Raw genomic sequence first — 15,651 nt, 5'->3', positions numbered from 1 at the left:
GAGCTTCTCCCCTCTTACGCACTACACACTCGTTCTTCATATATTATTTGCCATCAGCATCCAAAAGTGTTTGGACGGTAAGCCTTTCGTATATTTCCCAGCCTGAAGTTCCTGCTTGGAAGTACTATTTGAATTGTCGTAGCATCGCGGCTTGTACCAAAGTTGTTCAGCTTTTGAAGACTGACATTTCTCATCTTGGATTAGAAAGCAGAAAGCACAGATGCCGATAACACATCCAATTTTTTAGGTCAGTAACTTTTTTTCTAAAAAAACATACTAACATTAGTAGTACAGACCTAGGCCAAGGTTTGTGCTACTATTTTTTTATAGTAGAAGTGAAGGAAGGTCGAACATCCCCTGGGACCAAATAGAGTCCGTATTAAAAACAGACCAACTTCACATCCTTATTTGAATCAGTTTAGTATGTTGGGTCCGAAGAGACCGTGTATAAGAAAATGGAATCAATAAGGCAATGTGAAGAACTTCTATGTTTGGCTAAAAAGGAGAGGCAGAAAATATGAAACACGTAGTGGCATTTGATGTCAGTATGGGGAAAAGTACAATGGTCATTTATGACCGTTATCGTCAATGCGAATATGAGGGTGAAATAACCCATAACCGCTACTCTTTCGAGAAATTAAACGAAACCCTTATATCTTTAACACAAAAAGATGCACAGGCACCTGATATTGTCTTTGAAGCAACAGGCGTATATTCAAAACCACTAGAACGATTCTTAGGTGATCAAGGTTATATGTATTATCGAGTTAACCCACTCGAAGCGAATATTCAAATGGCTTCAATGAGGAGACAAAAAACAGATAAAAGCGACGCTCATGAACTTGCGAAAACTCACTTTAGAGTTGAACGTGAACAAACTTATCAAGAAGGGGAATATTATAAACAAATGCGTGCAATGACGAGATATTATGATGAATTAAGTAGTGAAATGACGCATTTATATAGTCGTTTACATGCGATTCTACAATTGAGTTTTCCCGAGTTAGAAAAGCTATTCAGTAAACGTTCTGCTTTATTTTTGAATGTCGTTCAATTATACCCTCATCCGGATCATGTGTTAGTTTGTTCAAAAACAGTGATTCGTAATCGTTTAAAAGCCAACACAAGAAAAAACTTATCATTGGCACGTGCTGAAGAAAAAGGGATCGCTTTAATCGAAGCAGCAAAAGAAGCGTATCCAGCAATTTCAAAAGATGATATTCGCTGTGAACAAGTGCGGGATTATGCCAAACGGATTGCAGACTTGAAGGAGAAAAGAGATCAACTTGTCCAAAAGATGGTTAAATTATCGAAAGATAAACAAGAGTATCAGATTTTAATTTCATTTCCAGGAATCGGAGAAACGACTGCAGTTCGTTTAATTGGAGAATTAGGAGATATTCGACGATTCAAAAACCATAAACAACTGAATGCTTACGTCGGTATTGATATTATGAGATATCAATCTGGGAATACCTTTTATAAAGACAAGATTAATAAAAGAGGAAATAACAAACTTAGAAAGATTCTATTTTACATGATCCAGACCATGATCCAACTACGGAAAAACACACAAAATCATATTGTAGATTATTATGATAAATTAAAAACGCAACCCCAGAGGAAACCTCATAAAGTTGCGTCCATAGCATGCGTGAATAAGTTCTTGAAATCGGCTTATCACCTTATCACACATAATCTGAAATACGATTACGAAAAGGCAACAATGCATCAGTAATCGTAAGTAAGATTATATCACAAAGACCTGACGAAAAAAATGGAAATCGTGAGGTCTATTTGTCATGCGAAAATTTATTTTGGAAGGAAGGGGTCCCCCTTCCTTCCAAAATAAAATCTATATTAACCAAATTATTTAATAAAAAATACTTGACTAGAGGTAAGAAAGGGGCTGTCCAGAAAGTCAGATCCCCATTGAAAACAAAAAATCATAAACACCGATATATCAACGTTTCTAAAACATTAATGGGGGCGTCCATAAGCCGTAAAAACGACTTATTAGACACCCCCAAGCAAAAAAACATTAAATTTCATATTTAAACTCACGGTATGCATCGATCAAGAGGAAAATTGCCGTTATGATATGCATCACCATTCCAACAATCGGAATCCATGCAATGCAGGAAGTAATAATTCCTAAAATGCTGCCATGCTTGTTTTTATTTGTTATAATGGCAAAAATCAACGTCACAAGGTGCAGTACAAACATAAACGCCAAAGGCGTCCATAGGAAAGATAATATAATCGTTCCACCTATAACTGGAATTCCGAAAAATGCTTCAAGACCCCCGCTTACCCATTTTAAAATGTTGACTACTGACATATAAATCCACCTCTGTATCCGTTTTTTCAATATACGAATTTGCGAATTGAAATGTTTCAAACATTCTTCAGCCCGGCACAAAAACTATTTTTGCAAGACAATTCATCTTGTTAGAGTTTTCACAATTTTTATTTTATGATAAAATCTTACAACAAAATAAATTTTAACGGGAGTTTATGGAGATGACATATAAACTTTTATTTTTGGACATAGACGGAACAATTTTGACACCGGATGATCAAATTCAAGAATCTACGAAAAGAGCTGTAGCTGAAGTTCAGAAACAAGGTGTAGAGGTCTTTCTGGCAACAGGGAGACCTTTGCATGAAATTTCGCATATCGGCAAAGAGCTGAACGTTCAATCGTTTATTGGCTATAACGGCGCATTTACGGTTTATAGGGGCCGCGAGATTTTAAAAGAGACGATGAATCCAGATCTTGTTCAAAACTTTGTGCATACCGCCAAACACCATGGACACGAGCTCGTCATGTATACAAGAGAAAAAAATGTCCTTAGCTCGTTTGATTCCCCTGCTATGAAAGATTTCATCCAAAAATTTCATTTACAAAAAAATGAGTTGTTTTCATATGATATCATCGATCAAGTTTTAGGAATGACGATATTAAATTTAGCTGATCGCGATGTTTCTCTTTATGAAAAAGACGATCTTATATACTTATCCCAAGTGAATATCGAAGGCCTGGCCCAATGCTACGATGTCATTAGGGAAAAGGTCAATAAGGGCAAAGCTGTCAAAGCAATATTAAATTATCTTGGCGTGCCAAAAGAAAGCGCCATTGCCTTTGGCGATGCCATGAATGATAAAGAGATGCTCTCAATAGTCGGCGAAGGTTTTGCAATGGGGAACGCAGATCCAAACCTTTTGCCATATGCGAAGCACCAAACAACAGACGTAACAAATTCCGGTGTCTATCACGGTTTGAAAAAGCTTGGTCTCGTTGAATAAGTAAGTAGACTGTGTAAATAGTCTTTTCCCTGCCAAATAGACAGTTGTAAAAAAAGATTATGCAAAACTGTGTTTCGGTATTCAGCTGGAGCACAATGCAAAAATTGTTCATAACGTTGTTTTACAGTGAGAAAAATACAACATTACTATTTTAAGGAAAAAAAGGACTCGATGCAGCGTGATCCAGGCAGATGTCTTTGCCAGAACGGCTGCCATGTGACCGAGTCCTTCTATTCTGCTTAGACGAATACCAGAAAAGAGAAAACTGGTCTCCCCTCATCTTCAAGACCGGAGTGAGACATCTTTGTTCACATTGGAGAGAAAAAACGGGCGATGAAGGTTTTGCGGCAGGGAGAGGACCGAATTTATTTGATGAAATAAACTGAAAGGTCAGGAAATGTGCTCCTAATTATGAGCGTGAACCGATACAATATATATTCCTTTATCCGCATAAAAAGAAACGATTAGACTATTATTGAAATCATGAGCAATCGATTGGTGCTCAGAATTGCTGGAACATATTGAGTTAACTTTATTGCATATAGTTTATGAAGGTGTATTTATTTTATCCTCATGAGTGGAAAGGAGAAAAAGCTTTGATAAAAGCAATTATTTTTGATTTCGACGGTTTAATTATAGACACAGAGACTCCCTGGTTTGAGGCTTATAAAGAAACTTTAGGTTATTATAATGTTGATTTGCCCCTTGAACATTATGTAAAAAGCGTTGGGTCAGATAATACAGTACTTTACGAGTTTTTCAAACAACAATTGGGAGAAAGCTGTAATATTGAGGAAATTGATGCCAAAGCAGAAAGCATTTATAAAGAAAAGATGAAAACACCTCAGGCACGTGAAGGTGTAAAGGATTATTTGCAAGAAGCAAACAATTTAGGATATAAAATTGCTATTGCTTCAAGCTCCACAAGGGAGTGGGTAACTCATTATTTAGATGAACTTGGGGTGTTAAACTATTTTAATACTATTATCACACAGGATGATGTTGAGAAGGTAAAACCGGCACCTGATTTGTATTTAAAAGCAGTTGATGCCTTAAATATCAGCTCAAATGAAGCATTAGCATTTGAAGATTCTTTAAATGGGCTCCAAGCAGCTCTAGCTGCTGGACTGAAATGCGTAATTGTGCCAAATCCAGTAACGGAGTCTTTACCTTTCGAAAATTATGATTTGCGACTTCATTCCATGGCAGAAAAAAGTTTGAGCGATGTCATAAAATTTATTGAACAATAAAGAATTAAAATCTCGTATTAATGCTAAGCTCTACCAAATAATATTTGATAATTCGCTAGATAAAGAACCCCCAAGGAGGTCCTTTATCTAGTTGCTTCCTCAATGAACACCACCTGCAAATGTTTTCGTGAAATCATTTACGTGTGCACTCATTTCTTTATAACGAGTCCAATGAAGATAATGATTTCCTTCTAAAGTAACTATTTTACTTGAAAAACTGCGGCTTAATTTCGTTTGATAAAAAGTTACATTGGATTTCCCATCTTCGTTCACTCGATCTTCTTTCGAAGTAAAAATCAAGGCAAAGGATACAAACAAGAAGCAAATGAAATAAAAAATATATTGAGCAAACAGTCAATTTAACTTTCCCGCCTGATATGCCTAGAAATGGCTTTGGTCATTGTTCAATTCTCTTCGGAATAAGTACCTTTTTCAGCTACTAGGAAGGAAATCATCAGGAATGATATATAATGCCAATCGTGCAATTCCAGTTGGTGAAAACATACTTCATATATTCGGACATTGTTGGAGCTGACTCGCCGAAATACTCTAAAACCTGCGGCAAGGTGAAATCAATCCCTATAACTGCTTTCACTTCATCTGGATATGCATTAGCATAATACATGCTGTATATGCCAGAAATAGAGTGCGGCATCAATATGTATGGACCTTCTATATTTGATTTTTTTAGAGTGGTTCTAATTTCCTCCACTATATTTTCCACTGTTCGTTCCTTATTCGTTACGTTGCTCCATCCATATCCAAAGCTCTCTACTACGACCACTTTATGATTCTTTGCCAATTCATTTACTAAGGGTTCGAAATCTAACACGGGAGCTGCTGTGCCTAAACCGCTTAATAACACAATCGTGTTTTCTCCATCACCTTTTGTATAAACGTGCATATTCTTTCCATCTACTTCAACTAATTGTCCTAATGGTGGATATTTTGCTTATACACTGTCATGATGTGATGGAAAACGCCTCAAATCAGAGCCGCTGTAATCATAAACAAAAAAATATTTTTTGGAATTATCCAAAATCAAGATTTCTTTTTACTGTTCATTCTTTCACTTCTCTCTATAAAACATTCTATTGATCGGCTATGCCAACGCCATTCGAACCATCTCTCCCGCCCTGATTCCTTTGCAATAAGCCAATTGCTTGCAGAGGTTAAACAAAAATAAAAAACGCGAATTTTCTAAAGGGTGCTTTTCGTCAATAAGGAAGCAGAGCCTTTTTCTTAATAATGACGAAATGTTTGCTCTTTTCGTTTCAAAAAAATCCCCTCTAAGTATATGGGCCTTGTCCACTGTCTACTTAAAGAATATCTTATCAAAATTGGTTCTTTTTTCTTTTACCTTGTCAAAAAATATTTATATAAAAATATTTGAATTCGAGATATTTTTCGGTTATGATAATATCAAAACAAAAGGAGGAAAATAAAAAATGGCAAATTTTCAATTAGATAAGGTGCACAGCTCTATTTCTTTCCAAGTAAAACACTTAATGGTTTCCAAAGCAAAGGGAGAATTCACACAATTTGATGTAGAAGTTGACGGTGATGTCGATCAGCTCGAATCTGCAAAAGTAAAAGTAACAGTTCAAGCTTCTTCTATTGACACAAAAAATGAAGACAGAGACAACCATCTTCGTTCCGGGGATTTTTTTGATGTCGAAAACTATCCGGTCATCACGTTTGTCAGCGAATCTATTAAAAAGGTTTCCGACGATGACTATGAAGTAACAGGAAAATTGACAATTAGAAATGTTACTAGAACCGAAACGTTCAAAGTAGAATTCAACGGTCAATCGAAAAACCCGTTGGACGGAAGCATTGTCGCAGGATTTGATGTAGAAGGAAAAATCAATCGCGAAGACTATGGTTTAACATGGAACGCTGCTCTTGAAACAGGAGGATTCCTCATCGGCAAAGATGTAAAATTATTCGGCAGCTTCGAATTTGTCATTAGCTAATCTTTCTCAGGCAAGTGATTTGCCCTTGGCCGCACATGGCGGCTGAGGGCTTTTATTTTATGAAAATTTATCAAAAAATGGCATTCATACCTCTCTAATGAAAAATCCCCTTGCTTATAAAGTTTACTTTTCTTTCATTTTTTGTTATTATTCATAATATTTCAACCGGAGAAGGAGGAAAACAGCATATGTCCCATCAATCATTGCAACGCCACTTGCCGCCTTACCGAGCAGATCATGTAGGCAGTCTGTTAAGAACAGACCGAATTAAACAAGCCCGATTGAAAAAAGCAAATGGGGAAATAACAGCTGAGCAATTAAGAGAGGTGGAAAACGAAGAAATCACACGCATCGTCAAAAAACAAAAGGAAATTGGCCTCAAAGCGGTGACAGACGGCGAATTCCGAAGAGCTTGGTGGCACTTTGACTTCCTTGAAAATTTAGTAGGTGTTGAAGGATACGACACAGAGACCGGAATCCAATTCCATCAAAAACAAACAAAATCTCATTCTATTAAAGTTGTTGACAAACTAGATTTCAATGGCCATCCGATGCTTGAAGATTTCAAGTTTCTAAACAGCATCGCTTCCGGCCATACAGCCAAAATGACTATCCCGAGCCCGAGCATGCTTCATTTCAGAGGGACGATTGAAAAAAGCGCTTATGAAGATCAAGACGAGTTTTTCCACGATTTAGCCCAAACGTATAAAAAAGCAATTCAAGCATTTTACGATGCTGGATGCCGTTATTTGCAGCTGGATGATACATCATGGGCATATCTTTGTTCAGAAGAGCAAAAGGAGCAAATGCGGGCCCGCGGCTTAAATCCGGATACGTTAGGACAATTGTATGCGAAAACAATTAATGAAGCTGTTGCCAATCGTCCTGATGATATGAGAATTACGATGCACATATGCCGAGGCAATTTCCGTTCCACTTGGATTTCATCCGGCGGCTATGAGCCAGTGGCGGAAATATTGTTTGAAGGCGTAAATGTGGACGGCTTCTTTTTGGAATACGACAGCGAAAGAGCCGGCGGCTTTGAACCCCTTCGCTTCGTAAACCGGTCAAATTTATCCATCGTTCTCGGCTTGATCACGTCAAAATTTGGAGAATTAGAAAATAAGGATGAAATTAAACGGCGCATTGATGAAGCATCCCGATTTGTTGATCTCAATCAGCTTTGCTTAAGCCCTCAGTGCGGTTTTGCATCAACTGAGGAAGGAAACCTGCTCACAGAAGACGAGCAATGGGCAAAACTTCGCCATGTCGTAGAAATTGCCGAAGAGGTTTGGAAATAATCGTTTACTAAAGAAATACTTACATAAATGTGTAATGTTAAGAGCCTGTCGAACGTGAATTTCGTGCAATGAACTATCAATTAAGCGAGGCTTGCGGACAGAATGTGGCGGAATTTCGATAAAAGGCAGCAGCTTGCTTTACCTATATTGATTGGTTTCATCGTTCATTCCGAAGCAATTGCAGCATGTAAGAGTTCCAAATTGAACCTTTTTCTGCTTTGCGAAAGCTCTATTCGGGTTATGCATCAAGAATCAATATTTCTAGAAATGATACCCGTAAATTGCAGCAGCTCTGTTTTTCTTTTGGAAAATTTGATTGCAAATCGCCGACAATTTATTTTTGCAAAATAAGGTGCTGCCCGCTCATCAGTTTATTTAGGAAAATCACCGTCATGACCTGTTTCTTCCGTTCTATTATTCTGGAAAATATGTAAAAAAGGGGGGCTAATAAGTCGATTTTACGGCTTATTAGCCCCCATTAATGTTTTAGAAACGTTGATATATCGGTGTTTATGATTTTTTGTTTTCAATGGCGATTTGACTTTCTAAGAGCCCCTTTTTCTTTTTGACAGCATCATCATCAGATGTTTCTGAGCAATTTACGAACTTAACAGCAAATATTTATGCTTTACAGCAGAGCTTAATTCGTCGGGAGAGCCTTCAAACACGATTGAGCCTTTGTTTAAAATATATATGCGGTCTGCAAGCTCAAGCGCCATCGATAAATTTTGTTCAACTAAAAGCATTGTAAGACCTTGCTTCTTTAATTCACGAATAATCCGTTTCACTTCCTGAACCATCAATGGGGACAATCCTTCTGACGGCTCGTCAAGCAGCAGTAATTTAGGATTCGTTAGCAAAGCGCGTCCAATTGAGAGCATTTGCTGCTCTCCCCCGCTCAAAGCCCCTCCCATCGATGCTTCTCTTTCTTTCAGCCTTGGAAACGTGTCATAAATTTGTTCTAATGTCCAGCCATTTTCGGCAGGCCTATAAGTGGTCATTAAATTCTCCTTTACAGTCAAATTCGGAAATATTCTTCTCCCTTGCGGAACAAGAGCAACGCCTAATTTCGAAACCTGGAAGCTCGTCTTTGATTGAATTTCCTGTTCTTCAAACACAATTTTTCCTTTTTTTGATTGAATGATTCCCATGATAGAATGAATCGTTGTTGTTTTCCCCATTCCGTTTCTTCCCAGCAGGACGGTTACCTTGCCTTGTTCAACCGTTAACGAAACATTATGGAGGACGTGGCTGTCGCCGTAAAATGTATTTAAATCTGAAACTTTAAGCATGTGCTGCCGCTTCCTCCTTTCCAATATATATTTCGTTCACCCTCCTGTCATTTCTCACTTCATTTGGATCGCCGTCAATGAGAATTCCTCCGTCATATAAAACGACCATTCTATCCGCCAGTCCAAATACGACCTCCAAATCATGCTCAATAATTAAAACGGTCAAGTCCTTCGGCAAATTGTGCAGCAAATCGACAATATAATCCGTTTCCGCCTGCGACATGCCGGCAGTCGGCTCATCTAATAATAAAACTTGCGGATTGATCGCAATGCCAAGCAAAATTTCGATTTGCCGCTGTTCGCCGTATGACAGCTTTTTCACTATTTCATTTGCGCGCTTTTCCAATCCCCAAGTTTTGATCAATTGGTTTGCTTCCTCGAAAAGCTTCGGGTATTTTTTTTCGTTTCTCTTTTTAAACCACACGTTTTGCAAATGATGTTTCCGCTGTAAAACTAATAATAAATTGTCAAGCACCGTCAGTTCGTTCAACAAATTGTTTCGTTGAAAGGTGCGGACGATTCCGGCGTTTGTCCGTTTAAAGTTGGCAACATTCGTTATATTTTCTCCTTTATAATAAATGGACCCGCTGCTCGGCTTCAGGTCGCCGGTTAAAATGTTGAAAAAGGTCGTTTTCCCGGCTCCATTCGGACCGATAATGCCTATCCGCTCACCTTTTTTCACTTCCAATGAAACATCCTTAAGAATTTCAAGACCGCCAAAATGCATGCCGACGCGATCAATCTTCAAGATTACAGGATTCTCCATGCCCCATCCCTCAATTCTTCACATCATTGTTATACAACGCATTGGATTTTTTTCCGGAAATAGCTGACAGCTTGTTGGATTTTGAAAATGACTGAAAGAGCAATTTTCCAAGCCCGACAATTCCTTTTGGGAAAAATACGACAAACAAGATAAAGATAATCCCGATAATCATCATCCACATGGTCGTATAAGAGCTGACAATCGTTTCTAAAATGACGATAAATGCTGCTCCCAAAACGGGCCCGATCATTGTTCCGGAACCGCCGATAAGAACCATAATTAAAACAGAGCCAGACATCGTCCAATATACATCGCTAGGCGAAATGAAGCTGTTAAAGCTTGTATATAACGATCCTGCTACTCCGCCGAGCCCGCCGGCTAAAACAAATGCGGCAAGCTTATATAGTGTTGTATGATAGCCCATCGATTTCAATCTTGTTTCGTTTTCGCGAATCCCTATTAATACTTGCCCAAAAGGGGAGTGTACGATGAGGCTTAAACCGCCGTAGATCAATATAAACAAAAGCAATATCAAATAATAAAAGTAAACCGGGTTTGAAAAATCAAGTGATCCAATTAAAGGGCTTGGAATGCCTGATAATCCGTTTGAACCGCCCGTGATAGTCGTTGACTGGTGGACAAATGAATAAATCATTTGCGAAAAAGCCAATGTTAACATAAGAAAATAAAAGCCGCTCACCTTTACGCAAAAAATTCCGATGATGGCGGATGCAATGATTGCAGCCGCAAGCGAGGCGAAAAGAGTAAGGAAAAAGTTTGGAGATATCTCCCTTGCAAGAATGGCGGACATATAAGCCCCGACTCCAAAAAACGCCGCGTGGCCAAGCGAAACCAGCCCGGTATATCCGACCAAAATATTTAAACTAAGAGCGAAAATAGCTAAAATTAAAATTTCAGTTACCAAATTTAAATAAAACAAAGAAAAGATAAAGGGGGAAAAGATGAGCAACATAACTGCGGCAATAAGAACGAAACCTTTTTTGTTCAATGCTTAACCACCTGCCTTCCGAGCAATCCGTTCGGTTTGACGATTAAGACGACCGCCATTAATCCGAAAACGACGAACAAGCTTAACTCAGGAACTAAAAATCGGCAAAAAGTCTCAACAATCCCAATCGTTAAGCTGGCCACAAACGTTCCAGCGATCGACCCTAAGCCCCCTATAACGAGAACAACTAATGCCAAAATAAGCGTTTGGAATTCCATGCTTGGATAAAGCCCGAGGATCGGCGCAGCAATGACTCCGCCAAAACCTGCTAAATATCCCCCTATGAAAAACACGACGGTAAAAACTAGTTGAATATTTACACCTAAAGCACATATCATCTCTTTATCGCTCAGTCCAGCGCGAATGATCGCCCCCCAGCGCGTTTTTTCTTGAATGAACCACAACAGCCCCGCTAAAATTAAACCTATTGCAATTACAGCTAAACGATAGACAGGAAAGGCTTGATTAAATAAGGTTACCGTACCTGATAAACTTTGAGGCAAAGGGATCGATAAAACATCCGATCCCCATATCGCCGCTGTCATATCATGAATGACATACGCAAGCCCAAATGTTAACAATACTTGTGACAGGTGCCCTAGCTGATAAGTCGGCCGCAATAAGATCATTTCAATAATGAGAGAGCAAACAGCTACTGCTAAAGGTGCAATGATTAAGGCAAGCCAAAAATTTTGTCCAGAATGGACGGTAATCGAATATGAGACATAAGCTCCTATCATATACAACGATCCATGCGCCAAGTTCAATACTCCTAAAATGCCAAAGACGAGCGACAATCCGCATGTAATGACGAAGAGCAAAAGCCCGTATGAAATGCTGTTTACTAGCTGCGCCCCGATAATATCCATGATTATCACCTCTTTTTTTATCTATTTTCCTGGATCTCTCACCTCTTCAATAATTTCGATCACTTCGTTTTCCGTCTGTCCATTCACAAGCTTGGTTTCAATGATATACATGTTTTGAATAACGTGGTGGGTCTCCTTGTCAAACTTAATCGGGCCTCTCGGGCTTATGAATTCAACATTAGAAATCGCTTCTACCACTTTATCTGGATCTGAGGCGTCGCCGTCAAGCGTTGTCAGCGCTTCTGCAATAATTTTGGCAGCATCATAGCCTTCCAATGCTTCAATGGTCGGGCGTTCATTATATTTCTTTTCAAAAGCCTCTTTAAACTGTCTATTTTCTTCTGTTTTTATACTATAATCCCAGAAAATAGAGGAAATTGTTCCAACTCCTGCGTTTCCTTGTGATTTCCGCACGTCCTCTGAAACAAGCCAGCCGGAACCAATTAATTTCTTATCTTCTTTTAACCCGAATTGATCGTATTGCTGAACAAATCTCACCGCATCACTTCCTGCGAAAAATGCATATACTGCTTCAGCCTTTGCATTTTTAATCGTGGTCAAATAAGAGGAATAATCATTGTTTCCGAGAGGCGGGTAAACTTCACCGACAATTTTTCCTCCTGCGGCAGTATAAGCTTCTTTAAACGCTTCAGATACTTCCCGTCCAAACGCATAATCTGCTGCTGCAATGTACATTGTCTTTCCTACGTTATGAAACGCCCATTCTCCTAATGAATTGCCAATCTGCCACGAGGAAAAAGAAGAACGCCAAATATAGTCACTTCGTTTGCTTCTCGTTAAATCATTTCCTCCCGCATGCGAAACAAGGAACGGAATTTTTTTCTTATCCACTTCATCGCGAATGGCATAGGCTACCGCCGTGCTTACCGTTCCTGTTAAAATGTCCACTTTATCTTGATCAATCAATTTTCTCGCTTTCCTTAATGCTACTTGCGGATCAGCTTCACTGTCTTCTTTAATAATTTCGATTTTTTTGGAGCCAATTTTCCAATCAATGCTGTCAAAATACAGCTCCATACCTTTGTGCAAATGCTTTCCAAGTGAAGCATAAACCCCCGAATCTGGAAGCAGCACACCAATTTTTATTGTTCCTCCGCTTTTGCTCCCGCCTTCTTCTTTTTTCGATGTTGACTGAATCGCGCTGTTGCCACAAGCCGATAAAACGGCTAAGAAAACAACTAGCATAATCAAAAATAACTTCTTTTTCATCAAAATCCCCCCGTACTTGTTAAGTAAAACGCTTTCAAAATTCTCCTCCCCTTTTTTAAAACGCTTTCATTTTCCTGGGTATCTTTTCTCCTCCCTTTTCCTCCGGAACTAATATTTCAAATATTATAATATATCTGAATTTTTAAAATTTCAATATTTTTTATTCATTTCGTCAAAAAAACATATAGTTAATGAAATCTATGATCGTCGCAGAAAACGCTGGAAATTCTTGTTTTTCTCATCATTCAATCTTCATTTTTTCTTTAATAACGAAAATTTTATTATTTATTTTTTTTACACTCGTCATACAAACAAATGGCTTAATGAATAAATTTTATTCGTAATTGTTTAAGAAAGACAGATGAATATCCTAAGCTTTTATTTGCAGAGGACTTTCCGCAAAAAAATTCGCATTAAAAGTGATGCCCATCGTAACCCAAATAAAAAAACCTAGGGACTCTCAAAATTCCCTAGGGATTGCCTTTACAATGTGACTGTTATGCCCACCACATTTCAGCAACTTCTTCTTTAAAAAGAATTTGCTTTAATAAGCTTACTGCCTTTCCTAATCCTTCATCAATGGATGCCAGCATATCCTCATGTTCAATTGAAAGAACATAATCATATCCGGCAGCACGCAAGGCACTTACAATATCCTTCCACACTTTTTCACCTTGGCCATAGCCAACCGACCGAAATGTCCATGATCGGTCCAAAATTTTACTGTAATGCTTTGTATCTAAAACGCCATTCACTTGTATATTTGCTTGATCCAAATAAGTATCTTTAGCGTGTACATGAAATATGGCATTTTCACGTCCTAATTTTTTTATTGCTTCAACAGGATCAATGCCTTGCCAAATGAGATGGCTTGGATCAAAATTCGCTCCAATACTTGGCCCTACATTTTCTCTTAACTTTAATAAAGTTTCAGGATTGTAAACAATAAAACCTGGGTGCATTTCAAAAGCAATTTTATTTACACCATGCAATTTGGCAAATTTTGCTTCCTCCCGCCAATACGGTATTGTCACTTCATTCCATTGCCATTCCAGTAATTCCATATATTCCGGAGGCCAGGAACAAGTAACCCAATTAGGGTATTTCGCATTTGGATGATCGCCTGGACATCCGGAAAACCCATTCACAACTGATACTTCCAAACGTTCTGCTAACAGCACTGTTTTTCTCCATACATCATGGGATTCAGCCGCAAACTTCTTGTCCGGGTGAAGCGGGTTGCCATGAAAGCTTAGACCGCTTATCGTCAGCCCTCTGCTTTCGATGGCCCGCTGAAATTCTTTTAGTTTCATGCTGTTTTCAAGCAATTCATCCGGATTGCAATGTTTATTGCCCGGATAATTGCCAGTCCCCAATTCTATCGCCTCTATCCCCATTTCTCGCACTTTATCAAGCATTTCCTCGAACGGCAGGTCTTGGTAAAGTACGGTAAAAACACCTAATTTCATTTCAATACCTCCCCTGTCTCAACCTTGACCCATCTTTTCTCTTCGTGGCTTTTTAATATAGCCTCAATCAGCTTCATAATATAGTGTCCGTCTTCAAAAGTGGCAAAGGAAGAAGAGGCTGGATTTGGATGCGCTTTTACTGCTTTATAAAAATCAATGAATAAGTTTTTTAAACCATCTGGCCATCCTTCTGGATGACCGCCAGGGTAATGCGCCAGCGAAGAAGAAAAGTCAGACAGCAAGGAAGGATCCCGTACTAGCTCCATATTCGCCTGATCACGGCGTCCAATCCATATTTTGTTTGGCTCTTCCTGATTCCAATAAATAGTATTCTTTTGCGCGGCAATTTCAAACGTAAAGAAATTTTTCCTTCCAGCACTTACTTGCGAAACGGTGAATACCCCATGTGCTCCATTTTCAAAATGAACCAGCACACTGCCACAATCTTCGCTATTAATCTCTATTTCTTCGAAAGAATCTTGACCTCCACTTTTAAAGGTTTCGATTTCTCCAACCGGTCTTTTCCTTACAGGATAAACCGTTTTTAAATCAGCAAATACCTCGACAATCTTTTGATTGAGAACATATTGAATAGTATCACACCAATGGGAACCGATGTCAGCAATCGCACGTGATCTGCCGTTTTTTTCCTCATTTAAACGCCAGTTGTAATCAGTATCATACAGGAGCCAATCTTGAAGATACGTTCCATACACTAAATGTGCCGGACCGTATTCATCGCTGGCCATCAGCTCTTTCACTTGGGCAACTAGCGGATAATGACGGTAGTTGAAGCATACTCCTGCGACGACCTTTTTTGTTTCGGCTAACCTTACTAATTCACTCGATTCTTCACTCGTCATTGCTAACGGCTTTTCTGACAGCAAATGCTTGCCGGCAGCTAAAACTTTTTTATTGATATAATAATGCAAATAATTAGGAGTACAATTATGAACGACATCTATTTCTTGATCATTTATTAAATCATCTTCATTTCCATAATACCTTGGGATTCCAAATTGTTCGGCTGCTTTTTTTGCCTTCTCTAATGTTCTGGCACTAATTGCAGCCACTTCAACACCATTTAATCTTCTCAGTGCTTCTATGTGCGACTTAGCAGAAAACCCTGTCCCGATTACGCCTACTTTGATAACTGACATAAACAATGCTCCTTTTCTTT

Annotated in this window: 14 protein-coding genes; 5 read left to right on the top strand and 9 right to left on the bottom strand. The window is 38.7% G+C overall.

From position 1 onward, the window contains the following. Positions 1-517: 517 nt before the first annotated feature. A complete protein-coding gene (locus ACVIJU_RS02590) occupies positions 518-1,738 on the top strand; it encodes an IS110 family RNA-guided transposase (RefSeq protein WP_063388609.1) in 1,221 nt (406 codons plus the stop codon). Positions 1,739-2,041: 303 nt separating this feature from the next. Here the strand turns inward: ACVIJU_RS02590 and ACVIJU_RS02585 are convergent, their stop codons facing one another. Then, positions 2,042-2,341 (bottom strand): hypothetical protein, encoded by a 300-nt coding sequence (locus ACVIJU_RS02585; protein ID WP_063389087.1) that lies wholly within the window; start codon positions 2,339-2,341, stop codon positions 2,042-2,044. A 182-nt stretch (positions 2,342-2,523) separates the two neighbouring features. Between ACVIJU_RS02585 and ACVIJU_RS02580 the strand changes: the two genes are divergently transcribed. Continuing rightward, a complete protein-coding gene (locus ACVIJU_RS02580; protein WP_117016878.1) occupies positions 2,524-3,309 on the top strand; it encodes an HAD family hydrolase in 786 nt (261 codons plus the stop codon). Positions 3,310-3,905: 596 nt separating this feature from the next. Continuing rightward, positions 3,906-4,559, top strand: a complete 654-nt coding sequence (locus ACVIJU_RS02575) for an HAD family hydrolase (RefSeq protein ID WP_117016879.1) — start codon at positions 3,906-3,908, stop codon at positions 4,557-4,559. A 454-nt stretch (positions 4,560-5,013) separates the two neighbouring features. Here the strand turns inward: ACVIJU_RS02575 and ACVIJU_RS02570 are convergent, their stop codons facing one another. Further along, positions 5,014-5,463, bottom strand: a complete 450-nt coding sequence (locus tag ACVIJU_RS02570; RefSeq protein WP_117016880.1) for an alpha/beta fold hydrolase — start codon at positions 5,461-5,463, stop codon at positions 5,014-5,016. A 544-nt stretch (positions 5,464-6,007) separates the two neighbouring features. On the opposite strand from ACVIJU_RS02570, the gene ACVIJU_RS02565 reads away from it, so the two are divergent. Together ACVIJU_RS02565 and ACVIJU_RS02560 are read left to right on the top strand one after the other, a co-directional pair. Next, the gene (locus ACVIJU_RS02565) at positions 6,008-6,535 is read left to right on the top strand and encodes a YceI family protein (protein ID WP_063389090.1); all 528 of its coding nucleotides are present in this window, start codon (positions 6,008-6,010) and stop codon (positions 6,533-6,535) included. A gap of 188 nt (positions 6,536-6,723) precedes the next feature. Further along, the gene (locus ACVIJU_RS02560) at positions 6,724-7,836 is read left to right on the top strand and encodes a cobalamin-independent methionine synthase II family protein (protein WP_117016882.1); all 1,113 of its coding nucleotides are present in this window, start codon (positions 6,724-6,726) and stop codon (positions 7,834-7,836) included. Between the two features lie 599 nt (positions 7,837-8,435). Here the strand turns inward: ACVIJU_RS02560 and ACVIJU_RS02555 are convergent. The 7 genes from ACVIJU_RS02555 to ACVIJU_RS02525 form a co-directional block, all read right to left on the bottom strand. Further along, the gene (locus ACVIJU_RS02555; RefSeq protein WP_066251407.1) at positions 8,436-9,128 is read right to left on the bottom strand and encodes an ABC transporter ATP-binding protein; all 693 of its coding nucleotides are present in this window, start codon (positions 9,126-9,128) and stop codon (positions 8,436-8,438) included. Beyond that, entirely contained in the window at positions 9,121-9,894 is a 774-nt protein-coding gene (locus ACVIJU_RS02550; RefSeq protein ID WP_117016884.1) for an ABC transporter ATP-binding protein, read from the bottom strand. The genes ACVIJU_RS02555 and ACVIJU_RS02550 overlap by 8 nt, the downstream gene beginning before the upstream one ends. 10 nt (positions 9,895-9,904) lie before the next feature. Next, on the bottom strand, positions 9,905-10,903 hold the full coding sequence (locus tag ACVIJU_RS02545) for a branched-chain amino acid ABC transporter permease (RefSeq protein ID WP_327856166.1): 999 nt from the start codon (positions 10,901-10,903) through the stop codon (positions 9,905-9,907). Then, a complete protein-coding gene (locus ACVIJU_RS02540) occupies positions 10,900-11,772 on the bottom strand; it encodes a branched-chain amino acid ABC transporter permease (protein WP_063389096.1) in 873 nt (290 codons plus the stop codon). The genes ACVIJU_RS02545 and ACVIJU_RS02540 overlap by 4 nt, the downstream gene beginning before the upstream one ends. A 21-nt stretch (positions 11,773-11,793) precedes the next feature. Then, positions 11,794-13,002 carry an ABC transporter substrate-binding protein gene (locus ACVIJU_RS02535; RefSeq protein WP_063389097.1) on the bottom strand — a complete coding sequence of 403 codons (1,209 nt, stop codon included), beginning with the start codon at positions 13,000-13,002 and terminating at the stop codon, positions 11,794-11,796. Between the two features lie 497 nt (positions 13,003-13,499). Then, positions 13,500-14,471: a sugar phosphate isomerase/epimerase family protein gene (locus tag ACVIJU_RS02530; RefSeq protein ID WP_066251416.1), complete on the bottom strand. Its 972-nt coding sequence runs from the start codon at positions 14,469-14,471 to the stop codon at positions 13,500-13,502. Continuing rightward, positions 14,468-15,631 carry a Gfo/Idh/MocA family protein gene (locus ACVIJU_RS02525; protein WP_066251420.1) on the bottom strand — a complete coding sequence of 388 codons (1,164 nt, stop codon included), beginning with the start codon at positions 15,629-15,631 and terminating at the stop codon, positions 14,468-14,470. The genes ACVIJU_RS02530 and ACVIJU_RS02525 overlap by 4 nt, the downstream gene beginning before the upstream one ends. Between the last annotated feature and the right edge of the window lie 20 nt (positions 15,632-15,651).

This window comes from Aeribacillus sp. SP014 (assembly GCF_054055575.1).
Note: the sequence above shows the minus strand (reverse complement) of the source record. Positions and strands in the feature narration are given on the sequence as shown.

What these genes read in the sequence shown, in the direction of transcription:
- ACVIJU_RS02590 (WP_063388609.1), top strand. Translation starts at nt 518, where the DNA reads ATGAAACACGTAGTGGCATTTGATGTCAGTATGGGGAAAAGTACAATG.
- ACVIJU_RS02570 (WP_117016880.1), bottom strand. Translation starts at nt 5,463, where the DNA reads ATGCACGTTTATACAAAAGGTGATGGAGAAAACACGATTGTGTTATTA.
- ACVIJU_RS02565 (WP_063389090.1), top strand. Translation starts at nt 6,008, where the DNA reads ATGGCAAATTTTCAATTAGATAAGGTGCACAGCTCTATTTCTTTCCAA.
- ACVIJU_RS02550 (WP_117016884.1), bottom strand. Translation starts at nt 9,894, where the DNA reads ATGGAGAATCCTGTAATCTTGAAGATTGATCGCGTCGGCATGCATTTT.
- ACVIJU_RS02540 (WP_063389096.1), bottom strand. Translation starts at nt 11,772, where the DNA reads ATGGATATTATCGGGGCGCAGCTAGTAAACAGCATTTCATACGGGCTT.
- ACVIJU_RS02585 (WP_063389087.1), bottom strand. Translation starts at nt 2,341, where the DNA reads ATGTCAGTAGTCAACATTTTAAAATGGGTAAGCGGGGGTCTTGAAGCA.
- ACVIJU_RS02525 (WP_066251420.1), bottom strand. Translation starts at nt 15,631, where the DNA reads ATGTCAGTTATCAAAGTAGGCGTAATCGGGACAGGGTTTTCTGCTAAG.
- ACVIJU_RS02555 (WP_066251407.1), bottom strand. Translation starts at nt 9,128, where the DNA reads ATGCTTAAAGTTTCAGATTTAAATACATTTTACGGCGACAGCCACGTC.
- ACVIJU_RS02535 (WP_063389097.1), bottom strand. Translation starts at nt 13,002, where the DNA reads ATGAAAAAGAAGTTATTTTTGATTATGCTAGTTGTTTTCTTAGCCGTT.
- ACVIJU_RS02530 (WP_066251416.1), bottom strand. Translation starts at nt 14,471, where the DNA reads ATGAAATTAGGTGTTTTTACCGTACTTTACCAAGACCTGCCGTTCGAG.
- ACVIJU_RS02560 (WP_117016882.1), top strand. Translation starts at nt 6,724, where the DNA reads ATGTCCCATCAATCATTGCAACGCCACTTGCCGCCTTACCGAGCAGAT.
- ACVIJU_RS02580 (WP_117016878.1), top strand. Translation starts at nt 2,524, where the DNA reads ATGACATATAAACTTTTATTTTTGGACATAGACGGAACAATTTTGACA.